Origin of the sequence: Halovivax gelatinilyticus, from assembly GCF_024300625.1 — an archaeon.
GTDB lineage: Archaea > Halobacteriota > Halobacteria > Halobacteriales > Natrialbaceae > Halovivax > Halovivax gelatinilyticus.
The window spans coordinates 1,433,313-1,457,532 of sequence record NZ_CP101322.1 but is presented as its reverse complement, the minus strand read 5'-3'; the positions used below and the strand labels follow the sequence as shown (position 1 = coordinate 1,457,532).

The following is a 24,220-nucleotide window of genomic DNA, read 5'->3' as shown; positions in this document are numbered from 1 at the left end:
CGGGTCTACGCCCAGGAGCGACAAAGTTCCCGCCGGTACGCGTCGATTAACCGGTCGTACAGTAGGCTTCGAGCGGGAGGACCAGATCAGCGCCTTCGCACTCGAACGTCGTCCCGAACGTGGCGGACAGTGTTCGCTTGCGTTTGCCACTCCATGCGGGTATCCCAGGGCTCGCCGAGTGGACGACCTTGTCGCCGAGGCCCTTCAGCGAGATAGAACCCCCAAAGATACGAGCGTCCTCGTGGTACGGACCCTATCTGATGCACGCGCCATCTCTCCCCGATCGGTCGATCGAGGCGTACGAAGCCGTGATTGACGTCGATCGGCTCGAACGCCTTCGATCGCTGGCGAGCCGGCTCGACGGCGTTCGCATCCTCCACGTCAATTCGACCGCGACCGGCGGCGGCGTCGCCGAACTCCTCCGGTCGATCGTCCCGGTCTGTGTCGACCTCGGTGTCGACACCGACTGGCTGGTCATGGACGCCGAGGACGACTTCTACGAGGTGACCAAGGCGATGCACAACGGGCTCCAGGGGGAGGGTCCGGCGTTCACCGACGAGATGAAAGCGACCTACCGCCGGGAAACCGATCGTAACGGGGCCGAACTCGACGAGGCGTACGACCTCGTCGTCGTTCACGATCCCCAGCCGCTCGGGATGCTCGACCGCATCGAGGAGACGATGGCCGACGCGCCGGTCGTCTGGCGCTGTCACATCGACCTGACCGATCCGGACGACGCGTACCTCTCGTTCGTTTCTGACTACACGAAACGGGTCGACCACGCGATATTCAGCCGCTCGGCGTACGTCGGCGAGATGGACGTGCCGGAACCGAGCGTCATCTCCCCGTCGATCGACCCGCTCGCGGAGAAGAACCGCTCGCTCGATCCGGACGCGATCGCGACCGAACGCGACCGCCTCGACCCGCTCTCGTTCGACCGCCCGGTGGTCGCGCAGGTTTCTCGGTTCGATCCGTGGAAAGACCAGTTCGGAACGCTCGAGGCGTACCGTCGCGCCAGCGAGGAGATTGACGGACTACAGCTGGCGCTGTGTGGCGGGATGGCCGGCGACGACCCCGAAGGCCTGGAGTTGTACGAACGGGTGGCCGGCGAGGCCGTCGACGATCCGGACGTCCACGTCCTGACCGACCTGACGGATCGAGCGGTGAACGTCCTGCAGACCGAGGCGGACGTCGTCGTCCAGAAGTCCATCCGCGAAGGCTTCGGACTGGTCGTCTCCGAGGCGCTCTGGAAGCGCACGCCCGTCGTCGGTTCCGACGTCGGCGGTATTCCGTTACAGATCGTCGACGGGCAGACCGGCTACCTCGTCGCGGCCGACGACGTCGCCGGCGCCGCAGACCGCCTCGTTTCGCTTCTCGAAGACGACGAGCGCCGAACAGCGTTCGGTGAACGCGCCAGAGACCACGTTCGCGAACGCTTCCTGCTCCCCCGACAACTCGAAGAGCTACTCTCGACCTTCGTGAGCGTGCTCGAAACGCATTCGTGAGTTCGTCTGCGTTCGGACGGTCCGATCTGACACCCCCACAATTATCCGCCGGTGAGTGGTGGAGTAGCCGAGTCCAATGAGCCGATTCATCGAATCGATCCTGGTACCGACCGACGGGAGCGAGGGTGCTGTCGCCGGAGCCGACCACGGCATCGCGCTCGCGTCGCGCCTCGGTGCCGACGTTCACGTCCTCTCGGTGGTCGACGCACCCGACGGGCCGTCGACGCTCGACGAGGAAACGCTCTCCGTGTTCGAATCGGCCGCCGAGGACGCTGCCGAGACGGTTGCGGATCTCGCCGCCGAGTTCGATCCGGATCTCTCCGTCAGGACGACCGTCAGGAGCGGAACGCCGTTCCAGTCGATCAGGGAGTACGCCCATCGCCACGAGACCGACGCGATCGTCATGGGGACGAAAGGCCGGACGGGTCTCGATCGCTTCCTCCTCGGGAGCGTCACCGAAAACGTCCTCAGGACGGCTCACGTGCCCGTTCTCGCGGTCCCGCCGAACGCGGACCCTCCGCCGGTCGAGACGATCTCGTTCGACCGCCTGCTGCTTCCGACCGACGGGAGCGAGGGGGCGGCGATCGCGACCGAGTGGGCGATTGCGCTCGCGAGCGCGCTCGACTCGACGGTGGACGCGCTCTACTCGGTCGACACGAGCCGCTTTCGAAGCGCCGCTGAGCCCGCTGACGTCCTCACGGCGCTCGAAGAACGGGGCGAGACGACCCTCGAGTCTGTCCGCGAACGCGCTCGCGACGCCGGCGTCTCCGTCACGGGCTCGGTCGCGAGCGGCGCGCCGGCTCGCGTGATCCTCGCCTACGCGGACGAGTCGCCAGTCGACGCGATCGTCATGGGGACGCACGGACAGACCGGCATCGGCCAGTGGTTTCTGGGGAGCGTTACCGAGAACGTCCTCCGCGGGGCCGACGTCCCGGTGTGGTGTGTCCCGGTGAGCGCGACCCACCCGCAGCCGAACGAGTGACCTGCGCCCCATCCGCAGCCAAACGCGTGCATCTGCGGATCACTTGCAGCCATACGCGTGGATCTGCGGCGCACCCGTACCCGAGAGTGACCTGCGGCGCACCTAGGCTGGGCGATCGTCGCCCCGGCTGGCTGGACCGGGAATCTGGGTGTACGCGCCGACCATCGCGTCCTCGAGGTCGACGCCTGAGAGCGCGGCCTCCTCGTCGACGATCGACCGGCGAACGACGCCGGATTCGACGCTCGCACCCGGAAAGATCACGGCTCGTTCGACCGCGACGTCGACGAGCGAGACGTCCGCCATGACGTGGCTGTTCGGCCCGACGGTGGCGTTTTCGAGCGTCGCCGAATCGGCGATCAGTGACTCGCCGTCGACGCACCAGGCGACGGCGTCGAGGTAACTCTCGCGCGTGCCGACGTCGAACCAGTGGCCGTCGAAGGAAAAGGCGTACGTCGGCTCGGTTCGCTGGAGCCAGGTGACGAACCAGCCCGGCTCGTCCGGATCGTTCCCCTCGTCGAGGTAGCTCGGAATCAACGAGAGCGTCTCGCGGGGAAACGCGTAACAGCCGATCGAGACGTTCGTTCCCGGCGGGTCGTCGGGCTTTTCGACGAAATCGACGACGCGATCTCCCTCCAGATCGACGACGCCGTAGCCGGTCGCTCGCGACGGGTCGCCGACGTCGTACGCGGCGATGCAGGGTCCCTCTCGTCGGTCGTAACGCTCGAGAAAGGCTGAGAGCGCGAAATCGAACACGTTGTCGCCGGCGAGCACGAGAAGGTCCGCGTCGATCCCCTCGCGGTCGATCAACTCGCCGAGGGCGGCGATGACGCCGAACTTCTCGTCTTCGGCGCGCGTGCGCTCGACCGACAGCCGCGGCTTCTCGTAGGGCGCGTCGGCGAGGTGCGATTCGAACGCGGGGGCGAATCGTTCGTTCGTACTCACGTAGACGTCGTCGATACGCGATTCGGCCTCGAGCTCGGCGTAGAGCCGGTCGATGACGGTGGTCTCGCCGAGCGGGAGGAACATCTTCGGGCGGTGGCGGGTGATCGGCCACAGACGCGTGGCGTAGCCTCCGGCGAGGACGACGGCGTCCATCGGTCTACCACCGTCTCTCGGAGATTCCGGGGACGGCTACCGTTCGACGCTGATCGCGTCTGGGACGAACGCGCGAATCGGGCGAGCGAAGGGGGCGTCGGCTCATACGAACGGTGATCGACTCCCACGGCGTCGGTGGTAAACCTTTCATCCGACCGACCCGCGACGAACCCGTCTCAACCGCTCCGAGGCGTATGCGAACCTATTTATTGGCGATCCCCAATCTGTCAATTGCATGCACGCAACTGCACGTCCCAGAAACCGCGGGTCCGGCGCGGCCCGCGGCTGGGTTCCGCGATAACTGTCCTGTTTCTGATTGGGTAGTCGACGTATCGGGCGCTACACGCCGTAGCGATAGCCACGTTGACCGCGATATCTCCGTCCGGTTCGACGATCCCGTCGACAGTACGAACACGCCCGTTCGCGGGCGACCTGCAAGTCGAGGTGGGTATCGTGCGACGTAGTGAGGCGATTCTGTTCACGAGTCGCGAATCGACCGGCCACGAGAACGAGACTGTTGCCCGCATGATGCGCGCCGGTCTCATCAGGAAGTTTGGAAGCGGTCTGTACGGGTTAACGCCGACGGGTCACCGCCTCCGGACGAACGTGTGTTCGCTCATAACGCGCGAGATGAACGCTATCGGTGGACAGCGGATCTCCATTCCCTCGCTCAATTATAGCGACATCTGGAGGGCCAGTGGCCGCTGGGAGCGCTTCGAGGGCGAGATGTTCACGTTCGAAAACCGCGACGGACGGCGGCTGTGTCTCGCACCCTCCCACGAGGAGGGAGTGGTACGCCTCGTCGACGGCGTCGTACGCTCCTACGACGACGTACCCGTATTGCTCTATCAGGTCGAATCGAAGTACCGGGACGATCACGCTCGAAACGGCCTGGTTCGCACGAAGGAATTCACGATGAAAGACGCCTACAGCTTGCACTCGACTCGCGACTCGCTCGATGCGTACTACGAACGGGTCCGCGAGGCCTACGTGCGCATTTTCGACGCACTCGACGTCGAGTTCGCCGTCGCGGCGGCCGAGAATAGTGTCATGGGTGGATCGACGTCCGAGGAGTTCGTTGCTGTCGCCGACAACGGCACGCTGTTGCTGCGACACTGTGAGGCGACGGCTTGCCGGTTCGGCGTCACCGACGAGTCTCCACGCGCGGCGCTATCAGCGGGCGATCGCTGTCCCGAGTGCGGTGGCCATCTCACCGCCAGCGAGGGAATCGAGATCGGTCACGTGTTCACGCTCGGAACCCGGTACACCGAGCCCATGGGACTTTCCGTCGACGACGCCGACGGATCCGAACGCGACGTGTTGATGGGAAGCTACGGGATCGGCATCGAGCGACTCCTTCACGTGCTCGTCTCTCAACACGGCGACGACGGTGGCTGTCGCTGGCCGATGGACGGCGACGAACGGATCGCACCCTACCGGGCGTCGATCATTCCGCTCGAATACGAGGGATCGATTCGGAAGGCGGCAGAGTCCCTCTACGAGTCCTGTGGGCCGGACGAGACGCTCCTGTTCGACGGCGGCGATCGAACGATTGGCGAGCGATTCGCCGAGAGCGACTTGCTCGGGGTCCCCTGGAAAGTAATTCTCGGAAACCGGTATCGGGAGTCCGGTGCGGTCGAACTCGAATCCCGTGACGGATCGACTCGATTCGTCGACGTAGAGGAGGTTGCCAGCATCGTCGGCTAGTCGGTGGCCACGATTCGCCTCACACAGCGTTATCCCGCTGGGAATGGGAGTTGGTCCGATATGCCGATGGACGACACGCAACTTCGAGAGGACATCCGCGCGCTCGACGGATTACCGGTGTTCGTCGCCTACAACGCCAACGTCGACGCAATCGTGCGGGTCGGCGAACGTCTGGAGCGATTTCTCGACCGGCCGTCGAACCCGGGCGAAGACTTTCCCGACACCCCGCTCGAGTCGAAACGAGAGCTCGCGGCGGCGATTTCCCACACGATGGCCGCCGGACGCGGCGACGAAGTGGCGATGACCGATGCCTTCTCCGCGACGCTCGAGGCCGAACTCGAGCCGGACGGCCAGCAGATGGGCGGCCAGACGGGCATCATGACCAATCTCGTCTCGTCGCTGGGCGCCTCGCCGATCACGTACACGTACCTCCTCTCGGACCGGCAGCTCTCGATGTTCGATCACCCGGACGCGATCCGGTACCCGCTCGTCGAGGACGACGCGGTGCGGTACGTCCCGCTTCGCGAGGCCGTCAACACGGATCGGACGAAGATCAACTGGGTGTTCGAGTTCAGGGTCGACGACGATCTGTTCGACGTTCGCGCGATCGAAGATACCCGGTTCATCGCCGCCTCGCGGCCGCCGGAGTTCGACCTCTCGGCCGGCGACTTAGACGAGACGATCGACCAGGTCGGCGCGACCGTCGACGGGGCGCTTCTCGCCGGTTATCACAACCTCACGCCGGACCACGTCGAGGAGAGCTACGAACGGACGTTGCGCCACGCGCGCGACGTCATCAGACGGCTACGGTCGGGCGGCGACGTGCCGGTTCACGTCGAGTACGCCGTCACTCACGACGCCGACCTCAGGGAAGCCATATACGAGTGGATCTTACCCGAAGCGACCGTCATCGGCGCCGACACGCACGAACTCGCCATGCTCCACGAGGACGCCGCCCTCGACGCGGTCGTCGAGCCGCCGCGCGAGGACACCCCGTTCGACCCGGACGAGATCCTGGCTCACTACCGCATGCTCTCGTCGCTCCGGGACGAACTCGGCGTCGGATCCATCCAGCTTCACGCCATGGAGTACCATCTGGCCGTGCTGGACGACTACCTCACGCCAGAGGCGGTCGAGCGTGGATTACAATTCTCGGCCATCAACGCGGCGGCCAAGGCGGACAGCGGCCACATCTCTTCGCCCGAGGACCTCGAAACGGGTCTCGACTACGAGCCCTCGGAGCGGGGGCGAGAGGCGATTTCGCGGCTGGCAGACCACGTCGACGCACCGACCGAAGGCGGCGCGCTTCGCACGCCGTCGGTCGTCGCCTGTCCCAATCGCGTCGTGGCCGATCCCGCGGGAACGGTCGGCATCGGCGATATCGTCTCGTCGTCCGCGTTCGTCCTCGAACTCGCCGTCGCCAACAGAACGGACGCGCGTTGACGAACGCCGTGGTCGGGTCGGATCACTGGATCGTCACCCGCTGTGGACGGTCCGGCGATCGCTACCGTCTCCTTTTATTACGTTTCCGGGGCCAACAAATTTACCCGCAGCGGTTGCCCTCGAACGTATGGGCGCAGATGAACACGCCGGAACGAGGCCCGTGCGAATCGGACTGAACGGATTCGGACGCGTCGGGCGAAGTCTCCTGCGCGCGTCGCTGACCGTCGACGACGTCGCCGTCGTCGCGATCAACGACGTGATGGACGACGACGACATGGAGTACCTCTTTCGGTACGACTCCGTCCACGGCCGCTTCGACAACGTCTCGCGGACGGACGACACGCTCTCCGTCGACGGCCGGCCGGTCCAGCTCTACTCCGAGCGGGAACCGGCCGACCTCCCCTGGGACGAACTCGACGTCGACGTCGCGATCGAGGCGACCGGTCTCTTTCGGACGCGCGAGGAAGCCGCCCAGCACCGCTCCGCCGGCGCCGAGACGGTCCTGATCTCGGCGCCGCCGAAGGGCGACGAGCCGGTTCCGATGTTCGTCTACGGCGTCAATCACGAGGAGTACGACGGCGAGGACGTCCTCTCGAACGCCTCCTGTACGACCAACTCGGTCGCGCCGGTCTTGCAGGTGCTCGACGACGAATTCGGCATCGTCTCGGGCGCCCTCATGACCGTCCACGCCTACACCGGCAGCCAGGGGCTGGTCGACGGCCCGATGGCCAAACGCCGGCGGGGTCGCGCGGCCGCCGAAAACATCGTCCCGACGACGACCGGCGCCGCCGGCGCTGCCGCGAAGATCTTGCCCGAACTCGAGGGGAAGTTAGACGGGATGGCGATGCGGGTCCCGGTTCCGAACGGCTCGATCACCGACGTCACCGTCAACGTCGAGGCCGACGTCACGCGCGAGCAAGTTCTCTCGGCCGTCCGAACCGCGGCCGACGACGGGCTCGCCGGCGTCATGGGCTACACCGACGACGAGATCGTCTCGCGTGACGTCGTCGGCCTGCCGTTCGCCTCGTTCGTCGACCTCGAATCGGCGATGGTCGTCGCCAACGACATGGTCAAACTGCTGGCCTGGTACGACAACGAGTACGGCTTCTCGGTCCAGCTGCTCAAACTCGCCCGCTACGCGGCCGCCGAACGAGGGACCGTCGATCTGGAGGGAACCGTCCGTCGGTAGCGGTCGCGACCCGTCTCTTCGTTGCGGTCGGCGGCGTTGCGAATCACTTCACGCGCTCGTACACCGGTTGTGAGTCTCCCTCGACGTCCATCGTCAGTCGCTCGACGGCGCCGCTTACCGCGCCGAGGCTCGCCGTCTGCTCCTGGCTAGCCGCGGCGACCGACTCCGCCGCACCGGCGACGTTGTCGGCGGCGTCACCGAGTTCGTCGAGCGAGTCGGCTATCGACTGGACGCTGCGGGCCTGTTGATCGGTTGCCGCGACGACCTCGTCCATCCCCGCTGCCGTCGCACACACCGCCTCGTGGACGGTCTCGATCGAGGCGACCGTCTCGCGGATCCTGGCCGAGCCGACGTCGACTCGTTCGACCGTCTCTTCGGCCGTCTCGATCGTCTCCTCCAGCTCTTCGCCGACGTCCTTCGCGGTCTCCTCGATCGCTCCGAGGTCGGCCCGGGTGCGCGTTGCGAAGGAATCGATCTCGTCGGCGATCACTCGGAGCGCCCGGTTCGTCTCAGATCCCGCCCCGCTCCGGGCGGCCTCGATCTCGGCGTTTTTCGCGAGGATCGAGGTTTGCGTCGCGATCTCGTCGAGGCGCGCTACGACGCTCGATATCTCGTCGGCGTGTGCCTCGAGCGACGCCACGGCCGCTCGAACGTCGGCTGCGGCCCGCTCGATCCCATCCAGCTCGTCGAGGGCGTCGTCGGCGGCGTCCGCCCCGTCGGCCGCGAGCCGTTCGGCCCGCTCGCTCTCCGTCCTGACGTCGTCGGCCACGCTCGTCACCTCCTCGATGGCCGCACTCACGGCGCCGATCTCCGAGGCGCTCTGCTCGATCGCCGTCGCCTGGTTGGCGGCGTGGGAACTGATCGCCTCCGCCCGCGCCGCGACCACCTCGCTCGCATCGTGGAGCTCGTCGATCGGTGCCCGGACGTCGGCCTCGACGGCCGCCGCCAGCCGGTTTCGGCGCTCGATCGCCGCCTCCAGTCGACTCGCGTACGAGTCGACGTACGTGTCCGTCGCGACCTGCAGGTCCAGGTTGATGATCCGCAGCAGCGATAGTACGTCCATCATACCGTCGTCGATGGCCGAGCGCACCGTTCGCTCGAACGACCTCTCCAGGTCGTCGCCGCCGTCGTCGACGCCGATGCCGAACACGCCAGCGAGCCGACCGAGCCCGCCGTCTTCAGCCTCTCGCTCGGCGGCCCACTCCTCGATCTCCTCGACGACTCGACCCTGGACTCGGTCGTTCAATCGGTCGAGTAGCAAGTCGTAGTAGACGCCGTACTGCCCGACGTAGTACTTTAGCGGCATATCGAGCAATTCGTGGAGTTTACCGACTCTGGCTCGATTCTCGAAGTACGCCCGGTCGTACTCGCCGGTCGAAAGCGAGTGCAGGTACGCGCGCTGCGTTTGTTTTAACGCCTCGACGTCCTTCGGCGACCGCTCGAAGATTTCGCGCGTTCCCTCGTATCGCAACAGATTTTCGTAGAAATCGTCCGCGATGGCGTCCTGTTCGGCCCGCAAGAGGGGATTCAGCTTCGAAAGTCGCTGTTCGTCTTCCTCGTCGAACCCCACGAATTCCTTTCGCCAGGCGATCTCGTCGTCGGTCAGATCGATGCGTTCGACCAGTTCGTCCACGTCGACGAAGGAGTTCAAGCCCCCGCGCCCAAAGGTCGGAATGTCCGTCATCGGTGAACAAGTTGGCCCCTCAAATTAAGGGATCCGCGCCGGTTCTCGGGCGGCGGGAACGACCAGATCCGTATACCTGATGCGATCGTGACCGCTCCCGGTCGGTCGTATCACTCTCACAAAATACAAATTCGGTTACTGAGAGACGTAGTCTTCGCGACGGTACGGATCGCGGCGTTCGAACGTCTCGTCTCTTCGACCGCCATCTCAGCAGTTGATACTAAATTGGGAACCTGGCTACGCAGCGGTCCTATCCCTCGAAGCCGAGAAATGAATGTACGGGGCGAACTACCCTATCGTTCGACTCGGTGGGTTTATCGGGCGCTCAGATGACGCGGTTCTGGAGGTAGTCCAGGTGCTTCGCGTTGTAGACGATCTTTACCTCGTCGGTGATCGCGTGTCCGATGCAGGTCAGTCGGACCATCTTCTCGTCGACTTCTTCGTCCGAGAGGATCTGCTGCATGTCCATCTCGATTTCGCCTTCTTTGACGATCGCCGCGCAGTTCGCACACGCGCCGGCGCGACAGGAGAAGGGCCAGTCGTAGCCCTGCGCCTCGGCGGCTTCGAGGATGTACTCGCCCTCGTTGACCTCGAGCGTGCCGTAGTCCTCGTCGCCGAGGCCGGCGTCGGCGGCGTTGTCGAAGAGGTCGTCGTCGTCCATGTCCCAGCCGTGGTCGTCCAGTACTTCGTAGTTGAGGTATTCTACCGTGGGCATCACCCGAGATTTCGGCACCCGGACTGTAATAGCTTGCTGTTCGCCGCGGCCCGCTCGTCCGGCCGACCGGCATCGAACCCGCAGTATCGCGGGACGATGGAAGTAACATCATTTATTCGGTGGGCGTTCGATGGTAGAGCCGTGACAGAGACGCTCCTCGCGATTGGAATCATCGTCGCGCTGTTCGTCGGCTACAACATCGGTGGCGCCACGACGGGCGTCTCCTTCGGGCCGGCCGTCGGGGCGAACGTGGTCTCCATGCTCGGCGCCGCGATCTTGATGTCGTTTTTCTTCTTTCTCGGCGGCTGGATCATCGGTCCCGAGGTCGTCTCGACGCTCGGTGACGACCTCGTTCCACGCGAGTATCTCACCCTGGAAGCCGGCATCGGCATTCTCTTTTTCATCGGATTGGCGCTCTTTCTTGGCAACCTCTTCGGCGTCCCCGCCTCGACGTCGATGACGGCCGTCGGCGCGATCGCCGGGCTGGGAATGGCGACGGGTTCGCTCGACTGGGCGACGATGGGAGAGATCGTCTCCTGGTGGATCGTCGCGCCGATCGTCGCCTTCTGGGTCAGCGGCGTCATCGGGCGGTACTTCTACCCGCGACTCAACGCGTGGGTCGCGATCTCCCGGCGCGAGACGCAGCTGTGGCGGGTCGATAGAACTGGTGCGATTCCGCGGATTCGTGCGGCCGATGGCTCTGACAGACGCGAGATAACCGGCTCGCTGATCGTCGTCGGCATCGGTTGTTACATGGCCTTTAGCTCCGGGGCGTCGAACGTCGCGAACGCGGTCGCGCCGCTGGTGGGCGCCGGCGCGCTCGACTACCCGACGGAGGTGAGCCTCGCCGGTCTGTCGACCACCATCGGGAACATGGAGTGGGGCGTGATCATCGCCGGCGTCGCCGTCACCATCGGCGCGTTCACCATCGCTCGCCGGACGCTCGCGACGATGGGTAACGACATCACCAACCTGCCGCTGACGGCGGCGGTCGTCGTCATGACCGTCTCCGCGACGATCGTCACCCTGCTGTCGGCGATCGGCATCCCCGTCCAGCTGGTCGTCGTCTCGACGATGAGCATCATCGGCCTCGGCTGGGGCCGGGCGACCCGCACGACGACGGTCTCGGAGGTCGTCCGCGGTCGAAAGGAGACGCGAGTCTCGGTGGGAGCGCTCACCGCGGAGGAAGAAGGAGAGCCGGCGCCGCCGATCGGCGAAGAAGAACCCGCCGACATCCCCAAAGCCTCGGACCTGTTCGACCCGTCGACGACCGCGCGGGTGATCCTCATTCAGAACTTCGTTCCCCTCCTGGCGACGGTCGGGGCGTTTCTCACGTTCCGGTTCGTGCCGATCTTCGGATTCTGACGCCGGCCGTCCCAAAGGATATCAACCGATCACACCGTACGTTTCGTCAATATGGCCCACCGGACCCGCGAACCGCGGATCGATACGCGACGGTACGTCTCCCGTCTGCGACTGCAACGAACCGTTAGCGGCGTCGTCGCTTCGACTGCCACCGCGTTCGGCCACCGCGAAGGGGGAAACCGATGAACCCAGTCCGCGTCGACGCGGTCGTCGACCTGGCCTACGGCGCCCTGATCGTCATCGCGATCGCGCTCATCGCGCTGCTCGATTTCACGATCGGATTCGCGTTCGCGATCGGCGTCTTTGCCGCCTACGTCGTCCACGTCGTCTGGAAGATGGCCCGATTCGATCCCGACTGGATGACCCGGGCGGTACGCGAATCGGTCGAAGAGGAGGTGGGCGAAACGGTCGAGCAGACTGTCGGAGAGACGGTCGAACAGACGGTTGGTGAAACGGTCGAACAGACGGTCGGAGAGACGGTCGAACAGACGGTTGGTGAAACGGTCGAACAGACGGTCGGAGAGACGGTCGAACAGACGGTCGGAGAGACGGTCGAACAGACGGTCGGAGAGACGGTCGAACAGACGGTCGAGGACACAGTCGATAAGAAGGTGGGCGAAACGGTAGAGAAAACCGTCGAAGAGACGGTCGATAAGACAGTCGGTGAAACCGTCGATAAGAAAGTGGGCGAAACCGTTGAGAAAACAGTCGGCGAAACCGTCGAGGAGACGGTCGGTGAAACGGTAGAAAAGACCGTCCCGGAGACCATCGAGAAGACCGTTGGCGAGCAACTCGACGAGGTGAAAAAACAGGTCGAGTCCGTCGAAGAGCGCGTCGACCGACGGCCTCGCGAGGACGAGGTCGAAGAGCTGATCGAAGAGCGAGAGGTGACGGACGAATCCGAGGAGTGACCGACGCTCGAGCGCACGACGAGAATCGAACGCCGGGCGCCGTCACCGAACGACGGTCACCGCCACCGGCGCCCGTCGAACGACGGTTTCGGCGACGTTGCCGACGAGGATACGCCGCGTCGTCCCGTCCGTGTGTTTGCCGTGACTCCCTATGATAACCGTATCGTAGTCGTCGGCTCGCTCGACGACGTTTCGGGCGGGATGGCCGATTCCGACGGCGGTCTCGATGTCGCGATCGTGCTCGGCGGCGATCTCGCGGGCGCGCTCGAAGACGGGTCTGGCGCGTTCGTCGGCGGCCGTTTCGAGGTCGTCTTCGAGCGCGAGACTCACCGCGTCGCCCATCATCATCGACGGGACGCCGACGACGTGGAGGACGGTGATCTCGGCGTCGGGATGGTTTTCGAGCGCGTATTCCAGTGCGCGACCGGCGGGCTCGGAATCGTCCATCGGAACCAGGATCCGCGAGAGCATGGATCGACGTACGTGGTTCGGGAACGTAAGTGTCCCTTCAGGCGACGCCCGGAAGCGCGAGGAAGAAGCCGTAGGCAAGCAGCGTCGACATCGACGGGCCGATGACCCACATCGAGAGGTACTTGACGACGGCTCGCGGGTTGAAGAGGTCGCCCGCGTCGAGCGCCTCTTCCGTCTCGTCCTCGCCGATCGGAACCGGTTCCTCGCCAGGCGCTTCGGCGGTGATCGCGCCGAGGGCGATCTCCGCCTCTTCGGTGTCGCCGGCGATCGCCTCTCTCGCCGTGATCGGCCGGGTAGCGCGACCCCAGCCGAGGCCGACGATCGTCATCACCGACCCCATCACGAGGCTGATCGGAATGCCGATCCAGCTGAGCGCGGTCGTGATCGTCGAGGCGGTGAGCATGACGACGAGCGCCGCCAACAGCGGAATGTCGCTCAACTCGCCGCCGACCGACTCCATGGTTCGGCGGGCGATCGTGAATCCACCCAGGCTGATCGCCAACGTGGCGACGACGATCGCAACCTCCGCGGACAAATCGCCGTTTTCGCCGCCGACGAGCGGTGCGGCCGCGTTCGGGACGTTACTCGCGCCCGCACTGAACGCCATGTAACAGCCGATGACGATGACGGCGGCGGTCGTCACGAGTTCCTTCCGAGTCGTGTTCGGCCCGAGTCCGGGTACTGGAATCGGACCGGTCCGATCGAACGAAAGTAGCGGCCCGTCGGACGTTTTGATCCGGACGCGGCGGTTGAGTTCCGGATAGACGTACCGTCCGATCGTTGCGCCGACCCAGAAGCCGATGATCGGCGTGACGATCCACCACGAAAGGATCCAGGCGATGGTCTCGTAGTTGAGCGTGTCGGTCGCCAGCCCGAGGCCGGCGATCGCCCCGACTGTCGTCATCGACGTCGGCACGGGGACGCCGAACACGTTGGCGACGAGGATGCCGAGGCCGATGAAAAAGAGGATGGCGACGCCGGCAGAGAGCGTGAGGTCGATCGTGATGATACCCTCGCTCAACGTCTCCATCACGTTCCGCCCGACGGTCCAGCCGCCGAGAAAGACGAACACCGTCATGACCGCCGCCGCGGTCGTTTTCTTTACGATTCCAGCCCCGACCGCCGGCCCCCACGTGATGCCGGTCGACGACCCGCCGATGTTGAACCCGACGAAGATCGACGCGACGATACCGACGACCAGAATCGTCTCTCCCATCGTCTCCCGATTGGACGGATCTCCTAAAGAGCGTACTGGAAGCGGACAGTACGTGCGATCAGCAGGTCAGCTGGTGTTACTCGCGTTTACACCGCAGACGCACCACACGCTGTACGACCGCCAAATCACCCACTATCCCTCGGTTCACCTGCACGCACCAGATCGTGACGGCGAATGGATCACGTTCGGCGGCAGGGAGACCATCGGGCGGTGGGAAGAAGACTGGCTCAAGGAACTGATGGCCATTTGTGACGACCTAAAACCTTCCCTACGTCACGGGTGAGCGCTTGGGTTAGCTTCGAAGGGAGCGGTGTCTGCGTCGCTGACCTGATTCGGAACGCCACCGCTCTGAACTACCAGGGCCTGGACGGCGACGAGTCGAAACTGAGAGATGGCGACACGCTCGTCTATGCACCCCGGGCAGAGATCGACGAGTAACTTTGAATGTCTCGATGAAGGGATACTCGTACTCGGCGTGTATTGGGCTGGATATACTGCCGAGGATTACTTTTTCAGATCGTTAGACGAAACTTCACCGCCGACTCTTTTGGACGTTTTCCAGAGTCTTCTATCGGCGGATCACTTTCCAACTGTGCAAGGCGTTGAGGGCGTAAAATCTGTTAGTAGCAGTCACCCCAACAGCTTGGATTAGTGTATTTACAGCAGTCACAGTAGTAGTCCCACACCGTGGTACAGGATTGTCCACAACAGGTCACGCACTCGCGAGCGCACTCGCAGCACTCTTCATCCGTTGGACATTTTTGACACGCCCATGGCGGGTGATTTGACTGTGTCGACGAAGAATTGTCACCCATTTCATCTGTGAAAACACGCAATGGTGCATCCGCCCCATCGACTTTGTTGAAGCCATATGTGGTAATCACATTCTCGTCGGTATTTGTGAGAACGGCATATGGTTGCTCCGCAGATTCGGGATGAATGACGAAATTTAGCGGGCAGCAATCTATCCGTCGAATTATGTTAATCCGTATTGACACATTGTCTGGGGTCTTTATTGAACGGACTATCTCACCCTCTATACCTTCTTTCGGTGGTGGTGAGACGTCGTCAACTAATATATCATTCCACAGCAGTGGGACGTTAAGTTCGTTGAAAACTGAGTCAACAAACCTCTGATGGCGCTCGATCACTCGGTTCAGATTAGCTGGATTACTGTATCGATTTCTTTTTTTCGCGATGGTGTCGTTGCTGGATCCGCCGTCACCATTCCCAGTGACAATTCCTCCCCCGCCAATCGCACCCGTAGCGACCAGTGATCCAAGGATTTTCCTTCTCTTTACGTGTTGACTTCTAGATTCACGAGTAGTCGATGAATCGACCATAACCATAGTTTGATCCCAAGAGCAAATCTATCAATTGGAATGATTTATACCACATCAAATTCTATCTTGACATTAGCAAAGTAATGTATAGTCTTATACTCAATGCTCAACCTAAAGACCACCCCATTAGTTATTAGCCAGATGTCCGATTTATCAGGGCTTGACGGCTCATTAGCAATAGCGACACCAAAAACGCGTTCAATTTGCCCTCTTTAACTGCTATCAATAATAATAATAATAAGGACAATTAATTATAAGTATCGGGGGCTGCAACTTCCGATATGGAGTTCGAAAAAACAGGAACCAGTCTCCCAGTTATTGTCTGTAACCACGCAGAGATCCTTTCAATTTTAAATGATGATGGCGTCCAGTACAAAAGAGAACTAGCCGAGAAACTCGACGTCTCAAAAAGCACAATTTATAATCGGAATCGAAAACTGAGCAGATACAAACTGATGAGAAAGGAACGCGGCGGATATGTCCTGACCGAGCTCGGTAGCATGTGTTATTCAACTTATAAAAAGTTCGAGGGAGAATTGCACCTTGTATACAGTAAACACCGATGAAATACCCGTATTTGCGGAAGAGTTGGTCGATTATTCGGCCGAGAAAATCCGTCCTAATAGTGCTGGGAACTATTGGTGTCCTCATCCTCCAATACTACGTCTTCCTGATGTTATTCCCAGATGGGGAGTTCGGTACCATTAGGGAAATTCTGAACACCCCTCTCGAGATAATTTTCAGGCCTGCAAGTTATCTCGATGGAATCGTCTACGAGATCTTCGGTGGGCACGCAAACCGATCGTCGTTCTCGACAGAGGTAGCCATTATTTACGTTTATGCGCTATCGGTGCTCATTGCGAATTGTTACGAACTGGTAGTAGAAAATCTCGACTGACACTCCTCATTATCGCTGTTAGTGAACGAAACGGTAGTTCAAGTAAAGAACAACAACCCGAACTCAAACGTTTCAGGGGTGGATGTGGGATTTTAAACAAAATCAGTTACATATTTAACCAGACAAATGTTATAACATTCCAAACCATGTACATTTTGCAGCGATAATATTTTGACACTCAACCATATAAATCAGATACATAAATACATTATAGATACATCCAAATTTGACTCTTGATGTCCGACAGAAACAATCGCTGTGGTGGACGAAAGAGCGTGACACGTCGTTCCTTCGTCAACTCGATCGCTGCCGGTGGGTTAATCACTGGAACGACTGTAATCGGCAATGGTAAAGCAAATCTCAGCGAGAAAGCACCGAGTGATGAGGACCTCCATATTGAGGGCAATATGCTCATTAAAACACGCATTGCACCGGAGAAGATTCAGATCGATATTCGAAAAACTAGTCCAGATTTGGTAGAGCGATATGGGAAAGCGGCACTAACTGAGTCTATAGAGTACGAACGACCGTATCCGAACAAGGACGACCTACCGAAGAGAGATGTCGTAGTCAAACGAGACACATGGACCACACGCGTTGGAACTGAGGGGGAATGGGAACGGTATTACGGGGAGACGTTGAACGGATCTACAGCTGGTCACGACGTTTCACCCACTCATTACGCAGACGAGGTTCCCGACTACTATCACAACCTCAACGATGGAATATGGGAACAGAGTGGGCCTATCAATCTTATTGGTGAGCTATGGAGCGATCCCGATACAATGGCGGATGATATCGTCACAGCGAGTGAACACGACAACCAACGCCGGCCGTGGGGAACCAACTGGACGACAAGCGTTGCAGATGCGACAAGATACCTTTACGATCCAGATGCAGGCCAGTATCGTTCTCACGATGCCTCAGTCGCTTCAGGGCCTGCAGGTTTCACGGGCAGAACTCACGCTCGAATTTGGGAAACTCCCCACCATGACGTAGTGATGGCAATGGCAGCTCACGAAGATGACTGGGTCCCGCACGAAGCGGTTGCGTATCTCGAGTCAGAGTATCGAATAGCCGAAAACGTCGATGATGAATACGAATCGAATATGCATGCAACGAAGGACATTATTGACTTTGGAAACAGTGGATTGGATCACAATGGGAAAGCGTCGCTAATCTACGGTCACACCTAATCCCGTAAATCCCACGTTCCCGACTTAAGGTTCGCGAGAACTTTTCCGACAGAGTGTAGTCTTGACACCCAAGTAATTCGGCAACCGCCGTATCATTTGTTTGATCTTTCCTATTTCATGTACGGCTATTACAACGGCGGCGGGTTGACTCTCAGACGGTATCGTACCTCTTCCCGGTCTGACGATCGGTTCGATTACGAACCCGTCGACGAAGCGAGTTACGTCTGGAGACGGCAAACCGAACAGCGTAGTACGTTCGTTCGTCAACCTGGCATGCCTGAAATCCCGTAAGTGTACGTTCGCTTCGAGTTCGCTAACCGTCGCGACGTCGACAGTCTATCGTCAAACTGGGTGAGCTTCACGAAGGAGGCGAACGAATAAAACGATAGTGAACCCGACAACCGAAGCGGTGTCACGTAATCGTAATCACTGGTTTAACGTGATTCTAGCTGTAGACGTTGAGGTAAATCCTTCGCTTTGTAAAAACTTCACAGCCTAGTGAGTTCTGACACCAACCATGTTCGTCGTCGACATCGCGTCCGGCGAGCACCGTATGTGTCTGATCTGACCCTGTGGGTGAATCGCGCTTCACAGAACGGTTAATGAGCGTTCTCCCGTGAATCCGTTCGTGAACGCTACCATCATCGGTTCCCAGTTTGGGGACGAAGGCAAAGGCGGCCTCGTCGACGTGCTCGCCGCGGACGCGGACGTCGTCGTCCGGTATCAGGGCGGCGCCAACGCCGGCCACACGGTCGCGCACGGCGAGGATACCTACAAACTCCGGTTGATTCCGAGCGGGGTGGTCCAGGGAGCCGTCGGCGTCCTCGGAAACGGCTGCGTCGTCGACCTCGACACGCTGTTCGACGAAGTCGACCGACTCCGCGAGCGCGGGCTCGATCCGGACGTTCGGGTCGCCGCCTGTGCACACGTCGTCGCTCCGTTCCACCGGTTCGCAGACCGCGCGGCCGAGTCGGCCGCCGCCGACGAAGAGGCGATCGGCACGACCGGTAACGGCATCGGGCCCGCCTACGAGGCGAAGGCGGGCCGATACGGGATTCGGGTCGGCGACCTCGTCGAGCCGGAGCACCTCCGGGCGCGGGTCGACGCCGCCGTCTCTCGGACCCGTCGCGTCGCAGAGGCGGACTTCGACGCCGAGACGACCGTCAACCGTGGCGAGGCCGAGACGACCGACGACGGCGGCACTGCGACCGCCATCGATACCGACGATGCGTTCGATCCGGACCCGATCACGGACTCGCTCTTGACGTTCGGCGACCGGCTCGAATCCGAGGGGATGATCGTCGACGCCGGGGCGTTTCTGACCGAGCGCCACCGCGCCGGGGAGACGATCCTGTTCGAGGGCGCACAGGGCACGCAGATCGACGTCGATTTCGGCACGTACCCGTTCGTCACCTCGTCGAATCCGACGGCGGGTGGTGCGATCGTCGGGACGGGCGTTTCGCCGCGCGCCGTCGCCGACGGGCACGTCGTCGGCGTCGTCAAGGGCTACCTCTCGCGGGTCGGCAACGGACCGATGCCCACGGAGATGGACGACGAGCGCGCGGCGACCGTCCGCGAACTGGTCGGCGGCTTCGGCACCGTGACGGGCCGTCCCCGACGGATGGGCTGGCTCGACCTGCCGATGGTCCGTCACGCAGCCAGGGTCAACGGGTTCACCGGACTCGCGCTCACCCACGTCGACACGCTCGCCGCGTTCGACGAGATACGCGTCTGTACGGCCTACGAACTCGACGGCGAGCGGGTGGCCGACGTGCCGTCGACGATTCCAGCTTGGGAGCGCTGTGAGCCGGTCTACGAGTCAGTCGAGACGTGGTCGGCCGACGACTGGGGGCGGATCGCCGAGTCGGGCTACGACGCGCTTCCGGACGGCGCCCGCGCGTTCGTGGCGTTCCTCGAGGATCAACTCGACGTACCCGTCGTCGCCATCGGTGTCGGCCCCGGTCGCGACGAAACGATCGTTCGCCGGAACCCGCTCGCCGGTCAACAGATCGATACCGAAGGGCGCCCAACGTGAGGCCGACCGAATGACGGAAGACGAACTCGACGCCGAGACTGCGTTCTCGCTGCTCGCCGACGAGACCAGGGTCGCGATCGTGCGCGAACTCGGCGCGGCGACGGCCTCTCCGGAGACGGGGATTCCGCACCTCTCGTACGCCGAGTTGCAAGCACGCGTCGATATTCGTGACTCCGGCCGATTCAACTATCACCTGACGAAGCTGCTCGGCAACTACGTCGCGAAGGAATCAGACGGTTACCGGCTCCGCTGGCCGGGGATGGTACTCTATCGAACGCTCGTCGCCGGCCTGCTCACCGAGGAGGCCTCGGCGCTCGACGACACGTCTGTCGGAACCGACTGTCACCGCTGTGGCGAACCGATCGAGATCTCGCTGTACGAGACGCTCGTACGCGTCCGCTGTCGGGCCTGCGACGCGACCTACACCGACATCTACCTGCCGTCGCACGGACTCACGGACCGCGGCGTCGAGGACCTCGTCCCGGCCGTCCACCGGCGGAGTCGAACCATCCTCGGCGCGATGACCGCCGGGCAGTGTCCGTGGTGTGCGCGGGCGGTTTCACCGGACGTACATGACGGCGGACCGCTTCCCTCTCACCACGACACGCGCGACCTCGACGCCTACGCCGTCTATCACTGCACGGACTGCACCGGCTTTCAGTACGCGCCCGTCTCGCAGGTGCTGTGCTTCGAACCCGTCGCGATCGCGTTCTACCACGACCGCGGCTACGACCTCACGGCGATCCCGGCGTGGGAACTCGGCTGGGCGGTGACCGATCGGACAACGGACGTCCTCGAGCGAGACCCGTGGCGATTTTCGGTGTGCGTCCCGCTCGACGGGGAGGAACTCGTCGTCGAACTCGACCAACGGCTCGATGTCGTCGACTCGACGGTTCGTCCCTGACGGCCGCTCTCTGGGGCCGGGTTCGATGTGATCGGTCCGGGCCGGCCGATTCGATCGACGGCCATCGACACAATTTTATCAGTTTCCCGTCACCCTCCCGATGAAACCGTTCATGGATTTGTCGTCCGCCACGGTTCGGGGTCAGCGACAGGCGATCGGCATCGCGATCGCCAACCTGATCCCGGTCGTCGGTCTCGTCGCCGGCACCGTCTCGCTCGTCGAAGTTGTGTTAGTCTACGTCCTCGAGGTAGTATTCGTCAGTGCGGCGGTGTGTGCGAAACTCCTCGTCATCGACCCGCAGGCGAGCGGTCGGACCGCTCCCACATTGATTCGAATCGGCCGCCCGTGGACGCCACAGCCGGTGCGTATCACCTACTGGAACGTCGACCAGGCCCTCTTCACGTGGTCGCTCCAATTCTCGTTTATCGCAGGGTTCGTCGGCATCCCGCTCGCGCTCGGACTCGGTATCGCCGCGTCCGTCGGGGAGACGAGCCCGCTCGATACGGTCTCGTCGGTGACGGTGGGGCTCGCGGCGGGTGGACTACTGCTCGTCCACGCGTCGGAGTGGTGGCGGTTCGTATCGAGCGGCGCACCCGCGTACGCGTCCCACGAACTCGTCAAAGATCGAATCGTCCGCCGTACGAAAGTGGTGTTCACCACCGTTTTCGGCCTGTACGTGACGTTCTTCGCGCTCATTGTTATCTTCTCTATCGCGATCGTTCCCGTCCGGCTGACGGCTACTGGTGTGCTGGTCGGATTTTTGGTACTGAAGATCCTCGTCGAAATTCGTCACCAGCGGAGCGAACTGCAGTGGCTGGAGACCTACGATGGTGACGGCGACATCGCCCACGACCCCACCGAACTGTCCGAAGACGATCTGCTCCACAGTGACTGCGTCGCCCCTCCGGCGTTCTCCCCTCGATTGCTCGTCGCGTTCGGACTCGTGAATCTCGTTCCCATCGTCGGCTTTTTCGTCGCCGGCTGGTCGCTCGCGACGCTCGCCGTACTGTACGCGGTCGAACTCGCGCTCGGCACCATCGTCCTTCGGTTTCTCGCGATACCGATCGAAGACCGCGCTGACGCGCACCCGATCGCCGAGTGGTTCGTGGTAGCCGTCGGAATCGTCCTATTTGGAGCGATAAGCCTCGTCTTCTCCGGATTCATTTTCGCCGGGACACTCCTTACGCTCGCTCTCGCACCGATTCATCCACCGGACGTCATCCGTCCCTCTCTGATCGTCGGTCTCGTAGTCGTCGTCGGAACGTACGTCGGATTCTTCGTTCGCGCTTCGACGGATGGGGGTGCGGATGATCGCTCGCCAAAATCCGTGGGAGCGGCGTTGTCGGCGACGAGCACCCGGTGTCTCTTGCCGATCTTTCTCACCACGCTGTTTCTCGTACTAATCGAGGGGCCTGCGGTTCTCGTTCCGATACTGGCGGCCCTCAAAACAGTTCTCGAGGCGTTTCGGTACGGGTGGGCACATCGAGAGCGCTCCACCGGCTCCGATCCACAGACCGACGGACGACCGGGCGCGGCTCTCCGATAGGTAACGGCTACCTCTCGTGTAAGCGGTCGTAACCGGGAACAGACGCGCGATCCGACGATCCACCGAGTGTAATCAGTGACATTATTCGGTTCGACATCCTCGAAATTCGTATGAATTCGTTTTCGACCTTCGAGGTGATTCCGGCGGTCGACATCGCCGACGGTGAGGTCGTCCAACTTGTCCAGGGCGAACGCGGCACCGAGAAACGCTACGGCGACCCGGTCGAAGCAGCCCGGCGCTGGATCGACGCGGGCGCGCGGTCGCTCCACCTCGTCGATCTGGACGGAGCGTTCGAGGGCGAGCGCGAGAACGCGGCGGCCATCGAAGCGATCGTCGACGCCGTCTCCGTTCCCGTCCAGCTCGGCGGTGGCATTCGAACCGCCGAGGCGGCGATCTCCTTACTCGACCGCGGCGTCGACCGGGTAATCCTCGGGACTGCGGCCGTCGAGGAGCCCGAAATCGTCGCCGAAATAAGCGAGGTCCACCCCGGTTCCGTCGTCGTCAGCCTCGACGCAAAGGGCGGCGAGGTCGTCGTCGAGGGCTGGACCCAAGGAACCGGCCTGGCCCCGGCCGAGGCGGCCGAGCGCTACGCCGACCTGGGTGCGGGCGCCGTCCTCTTTACGAACGTCGACGTAGAGGGTCGACTCGACGGCGTCGCCGTCGATCCCGTCCGCGAACTCGTCGACGCGACCGAGCTGCCGGTGATCGCGAGCGGCGGCGTGGCGACCCTAGCAGACGTACGCGCGCTCTACGAGGCGGGCGCCGCGGCGACCGTCGTGGGGAGTGCGCTCTACGAGGGGCGGTTCTCGCTGGCGGATTCACAGGACGTCGCGGAGTGAAAACGGTCGGCGTGGCCGATCAGTGCTGCTTGTAGCCGTGGCCGAAGTAGAGGGCAACGGCGTTCAGGGCGAGCAGGCTGACGAATAGCAGGGCGGTACTGGCGCTTTCGAGGCCTTGGGCGAGGATGCCCAGGTGGGCGAACGGCAGGCCGATCGCCGCCCAGAACGAGACGAACTGGAGGGGACCTTTCAGTAAGCGGGCGAGCGCGCTCAGAGCGGCGTCGGCGTCGCGGCCGACCCGGGCGAGCGGGCGGGGCGTGAGGAGGGAGGATTTTGACAGCATGATTGGTCAGCCTGTAATAGAACCACGCGATTCATACCGTCATATAATGTGACCAATATTGGCGCTGTTTTGCGATATTTCACCCGGTGAGGGGACACCTACCGACGTTTTGAAACGCCGGGAGAAATCTTTAGACGTTTTACAAACGATTCTGAGTCCATAAGATGCGTCCGGCGAAAACCTCTATAAAAACCTTCACTTCCGACCGGAATCGGCTCGGCTGGATCGGTCTGAATAGCCGGAACGCCGCGACGAGCCAGTGAGCGCAACCGCCTTGTACTCGCGGTGCCGTTGTCGTGACATGAGCGACCGATCCGCGACGGTCTCGCGCGAGACGGCCGAGACGGCCATCGAGTGTACGCTCGCGGTCGACGGAGCCGGCGAGACCGACGTCGAGACGGGCATCGGCTTTTTCGACCACATGCTCACCGCATTCGGGACCCACGGTCTCTTCGACCTCTCCGTGACCTGCGACGGCGATCTCCACGTCGACGACCACCACACCGTCGAGGACGTCGGCCTCTGTCTGGGAACCGCGCTCGACGAAGCGCTCGGCGACAAATCGGGTATCGTCCGCTTCGCCGACCGTCGGGTGCCGCTCGACGAGGCCGTCGCGTCCGTCGTCGTCGACCTCAGCGGCCGCCCGCTCTTTCGCTTCGAGGGCGACTTCTCCCAGGAATCGGTCGGCGAGCTGACCAGCCACATGGCGGGTCACTTCTGGCGCTCGTTCGCGACGAACGCCGGCCTGACGATGCACGCCGAAATCGAGGGCGAGAACGCCCACCACGAGATCGAGGCGCTGTTCAAGGCCGCCGCGCGAACGATTGACGACGCGACCCGGGTCGACGAACGCCGGGGCGAGGCGACGCCGAGTACGAAAGGCGACCTGTGAT

General features: G+C 62.3%; 22 protein-coding genes. 16 read left to right on the top strand and 6 right to left on the bottom strand.

Annotation, left to right across the window (positions count from 1 at the left end; genetic code table 11):
- Nucleotides 1–260: 260 nt before the first annotated feature.
- Together NKH31_RS07125 and NKH31_RS07120 are read left to right on the top strand one after the other, a co-directional pair.
- On the top strand, nucleotides 261–1,505 hold the full coding sequence (locus NKH31_RS07125) for a glycosyltransferase (RefSeq protein WP_254864440.1): 1,245 nt from the start codon (nucleotides 261–263) through the stop codon (nucleotides 1,503–1,505).
- Nucleotides 1,506–1,581: 76 nt separating this feature from the next.
- Nucleotides 1,582–2,487, top strand: coding sequence for a universal stress protein (locus NKH31_RS07120; RefSeq protein ID WP_254864439.1), 906 nt, complete (start codon nucleotides 1,582–1,584; stop codon nucleotides 2,485–2,487).
- A 102-nt stretch (nucleotides 2,488–2,589) separates the two neighbouring features.
- On the opposite strand, the gene NKH31_RS07115 is transcribed toward NKH31_RS07120, so the two are convergent.
- Nucleotides 2,590–3,582, bottom strand: coding sequence for a nucleotidyltransferase family protein (locus NKH31_RS07115; protein WP_254864438.1), 993 nt, complete (start codon nucleotides 3,580–3,582; stop codon nucleotides 2,590–2,592).
- Between the two features lie 453 nt (nucleotides 3,583–4,035).
- Between NKH31_RS07115 and NKH31_RS07110 the strand changes: the two genes are divergently transcribed.
- From NKH31_RS07110 to gap, 3 genes are all read left to right on the top strand, one after another.
- Nucleotides 4,036–5,289, top strand: coding sequence for an aminoacyl--tRNA ligase-related protein (locus tag NKH31_RS07110; RefSeq protein ID WP_254864437.1), 1,254 nt, complete (start codon nucleotides 4,036–4,038; stop codon nucleotides 5,287–5,289).
- A gap of 60 nt (nucleotides 5,290–5,349) precedes the next feature.
- Nucleotides 5,350–6,732, top strand: a complete 1,383-nt coding sequence (locus NKH31_RS07105; RefSeq protein ID WP_425492319.1) for an ADP-dependent glucokinase/phosphofructokinase — start codon at nucleotides 5,350–5,352, stop codon at nucleotides 6,730–6,732.
- A gap of 127 nt (nucleotides 6,733–6,859) precedes the next feature.
- A complete protein-coding gene (gene gap, locus NKH31_RS07100) occupies nucleotides 6,860–7,921 on the top strand; it encodes a type I glyceraldehyde-3-phosphate dehydrogenase (RefSeq protein WP_254864436.1) in 1,062 nt (353 codons plus the stop codon).
- A gap of 43 nt (nucleotides 7,922–7,964) precedes the next feature.
- Here gap and NKH31_RS07095 read toward each other — a convergent pair whose 3' ends face one another.
- Both NKH31_RS07095 and fer read right to left on the bottom strand, forming a co-directional pair.
- Nucleotides 7,965–9,605 carry a globin-coupled sensor protein gene (locus tag NKH31_RS07095; RefSeq protein WP_254864435.1) on the bottom strand — a complete coding sequence of 547 codons (1,641 nt, stop codon included), beginning with the start codon at nucleotides 9,603–9,605 and terminating at the stop codon, nucleotides 7,965–7,967.
- 325 nt (nucleotides 9,606–9,930) lie between these two features.
- The gene (fer, locus tag NKH31_RS07090; RefSeq protein ID WP_254864434.1) at nucleotides 9,931–10,320 is read right to left on the bottom strand and encodes a ferredoxin Fer; all 390 of its coding nucleotides are present in this window, start codon (nucleotides 10,318–10,320) and stop codon (nucleotides 9,931–9,933) included.
- Nucleotides 10,321–10,461: 141 nt separating this feature from the next.
- Between fer and NKH31_RS07085 the strand changes: the two genes are divergently transcribed.
- Together NKH31_RS07085 and NKH31_RS07080 are read left to right on the top strand one after the other, a co-directional pair.
- Nucleotides 10,462–11,685, top strand: a complete 1,224-nt coding sequence (locus tag NKH31_RS07085) for an inorganic phosphate transporter (protein WP_254864433.1) — start codon at nucleotides 10,462–10,464, stop codon at nucleotides 11,683–11,685.
- Between the two features lie 182 nt (nucleotides 11,686–11,867).
- The gene (locus NKH31_RS07080; RefSeq protein ID WP_254864432.1) at nucleotides 11,868–12,596 is read left to right on the top strand and encodes a hypothetical protein; all 729 of its coding nucleotides are present in this window, start codon (nucleotides 11,868–11,870) and stop codon (nucleotides 12,594–12,596) included.
- A 42-nt stretch (nucleotides 12,597–12,638) separates the two neighbouring features.
- Here the strand turns inward: NKH31_RS07080 and NKH31_RS07075 are convergent, their stop codons facing one another.
- Both NKH31_RS07075 and NKH31_RS07070 read right to left on the bottom strand, forming a co-directional pair.
- Nucleotides 12,639–13,067: a universal stress protein gene (locus NKH31_RS07075; protein WP_254864431.1), complete on the bottom strand. Its 429-nt coding sequence runs from the start codon at nucleotides 13,065–13,067 to the stop codon at nucleotides 12,639–12,641.
- 37 nt (nucleotides 13,068–13,104) lie between these two features.
- The gene (locus NKH31_RS07070) at nucleotides 13,105–14,283 is read right to left on the bottom strand and encodes an inorganic phosphate transporter (protein WP_254864430.1); all 1,179 of its coding nucleotides are present in this window, start codon (nucleotides 14,281–14,283) and stop codon (nucleotides 13,105–13,107) included.
- 279 nt (nucleotides 14,284–14,562) lie between these two features.
- Between NKH31_RS07070 and NKH31_RS07065 the strand changes: the two genes are divergently transcribed.
- The 8 genes from NKH31_RS07065 to hisA all read left to right on the top strand — a co-directional run bounded on the left by NKH31_RS07065 (nucleotide 14,563) and on the right by hisA (nucleotide 23,044).
- Nucleotides 14,563–14,721 (top strand): hypothetical protein, encoded by a 159-nt coding sequence (locus tag NKH31_RS07065; RefSeq protein WP_254864429.1) that lies wholly within the window; start codon nucleotides 14,563–14,565, stop codon nucleotides 14,719–14,721.
- Between the two features lie 1,186 nt (nucleotides 14,722–15,907).
- The gene (locus NKH31_RS07060; protein ID WP_254864428.1) at nucleotides 15,908–16,192 is read left to right on the top strand and encodes a helix-turn-helix domain-containing protein; all 285 of its coding nucleotides are present in this window, start codon (nucleotides 15,908–15,910) and stop codon (nucleotides 16,190–16,192) included.
- Nucleotides 16,193–16,251: 59 nt separating this feature from the next.
- Complete coding sequence (locus NKH31_RS07055) at nucleotides 16,252–16,524, top strand: hypothetical protein (protein ID WP_254864427.1); 273 nt, start codon at nucleotides 16,252–16,254, stop codon at nucleotides 16,522–16,524.
- 236 nt (nucleotides 16,525–16,760) lie between these two features.
- The gene (locus NKH31_RS07050; protein WP_254864426.1) at nucleotides 16,761–17,720 is read left to right on the top strand and encodes a hypothetical protein; all 960 of its coding nucleotides are present in this window, start codon (nucleotides 16,761–16,763) and stop codon (nucleotides 17,718–17,720) included.
- A 628-nt stretch (nucleotides 17,721–18,348) separates the two neighbouring features.
- Nucleotides 18,349–19,755, top strand: a complete 1,407-nt coding sequence (locus tag NKH31_RS07045; protein ID WP_254864425.1) for an adenylosuccinate synthase — start codon at nucleotides 18,349–18,351, stop codon at nucleotides 19,753–19,755.
- Nucleotides 19,756–19,765: 10 nt separating this feature from the next.
- Nucleotides 19,766–20,659, top strand: coding sequence for a DUF7351 domain-containing protein (locus NKH31_RS07040; protein WP_254864424.1), 894 nt, complete (start codon nucleotides 19,766–19,768; stop codon nucleotides 20,657–20,659).
- Between the two features lie 112 nt (nucleotides 20,660–20,771).
- Complete coding sequence (locus tag NKH31_RS07035) at nucleotides 20,772–22,205, top strand: DUF6498-containing protein (protein WP_254864423.1); 1,434 nt, start codon at nucleotides 20,772–20,774, stop codon at nucleotides 22,203–22,205.
- Nucleotides 22,206–22,315: 110 nt separating this feature from the next.
- Entirely contained in the window at nucleotides 22,316–23,044 is a 729-nt protein-coding gene (gene hisA / locus NKH31_RS07030) for a 1-(5-phosphoribosyl)-5-[(5-phosphoribosylamino)methylideneamino]imidazole-4-carboxamide isomerase (RefSeq protein ID WP_254864422.1), read from the top strand.
- Between the two features lie 19 nt (nucleotides 23,045–23,063).
- Here the strand turns inward: hisA and NKH31_RS07025 are convergent, their stop codons facing one another.
- Nucleotides 23,064–23,327 (bottom strand): DUF8028 family protein, encoded by a 264-nt coding sequence (locus NKH31_RS07025; protein ID WP_254864421.1) that lies wholly within the window; start codon nucleotides 23,325–23,327, stop codon nucleotides 23,064–23,066.
- A gap of 301 nt (nucleotides 23,328–23,628) precedes the next feature.
- On the opposite strand from NKH31_RS07025, the gene hisB reads away from it, so the two are divergent.
- Nucleotides 23,629–24,219: an imidazoleglycerol-phosphate dehydratase HisB gene (gene hisB, locus NKH31_RS07020; RefSeq protein WP_254864420.1), complete on the top strand. Its 591-nt coding sequence runs from the start codon at nucleotides 23,629–23,631 to the stop codon at nucleotides 24,217–24,219.
- Nucleotide 24,220 lies beyond the last annotated feature (1 nt).

Coding starts and splice junctions, on each gene's coding strand:
- NKH31_RS07125 (WP_254864440.1), top strand. CDS start 261: ATGCACGCGCCATCTCTCCCCGATCGGTCGATCGAGGCGTACGAAGCC.
- NKH31_RS07120 (WP_254864439.1), top strand. CDS start 1,582: ATGAGCCGATTCATCGAATCGATCCTGGTACCGACCGACGGGAGCGAG.
- NKH31_RS07115 (WP_254864438.1), bottom strand. CDS start 3,582: ATGGACGCCGTCGTCCTCGCCGGAGGCTACGCCACGCGTCTGTGGCCG.
- NKH31_RS07105 (WP_425492319.1), top strand. CDS start 5,350: ATGCCGATGGACGACACGCAACTTCGAGAGGACATCCGCGCGCTCGAC.
- gap (WP_254864436.1), top strand. CDS start 6,860: ATGGGCGCAGATGAACACGCCGGAACGAGGCCCGTGCGAATCGGACTG.
- NKH31_RS07095 (WP_254864435.1), bottom strand. CDS start 9,605: ATGACGGACATTCCGACCTTTGGGCGCGGGGGCTTGAACTCCTTCGTC.
- fer (WP_254864434.1), bottom strand. CDS start 10,320: ATGCCCACGGTAGAATACCTCAACTACGAAGTACTGGACGACCACGGC.
- NKH31_RS07080 (WP_254864432.1), top strand. CDS start 11,868: ATGAACCCAGTCCGCGTCGACGCGGTCGTCGACCTGGCCTACGGCGCC.
- NKH31_RS07075 (WP_254864431.1), bottom strand. CDS start 13,067: ATGCTCTCGCGGATCCTGGTTCCGATGGACGATTCCGAGCCCGCCGGT.
- NKH31_RS07070 (WP_254864430.1), bottom strand. CDS start 14,283: ATGGGAGAGACGATTCTGGTCGTCGGTATCGTCGCGTCGATCTTCGTC.
- NKH31_RS07060 (WP_254864428.1), top strand. CDS start 15,908: ATGGAGTTCGAAAAAACAGGAACCAGTCTCCCAGTTATTGTCTGTAAC.
- NKH31_RS07050 (WP_254864426.1), top strand. CDS start 16,761: ATGTCCGACAGAAACAATCGCTGTGGTGGACGAAAGAGCGTGACACGT.
- NKH31_RS07040 (WP_254864424.1), top strand. CDS start 19,766: ATGACGGAAGACGAACTCGACGCCGAGACTGCGTTCTCGCTGCTCGCC.
- NKH31_RS07035 (WP_254864423.1), top strand. CDS start 20,772: ATGGATTTGTCGTCCGCCACGGTTCGGGGTCAGCGACAGGCGATCGGC.
- hisA (WP_254864422.1), top strand. CDS start 22,316: ATGAATTCGTTTTCGACCTTCGAGGTGATTCCGGCGGTCGACATCGCC.
- NKH31_RS07025 (WP_254864421.1), bottom strand. CDS start 23,327: ATGCTGTCAAAATCCTCCCTCCTCACGCCCCGCCCGCTCGCCCGGGTC.
- hisB (WP_254864420.1), top strand. CDS start 23,629: ATGAGCGACCGATCCGCGACGGTCTCGCGCGAGACGGCCGAGACGGCC.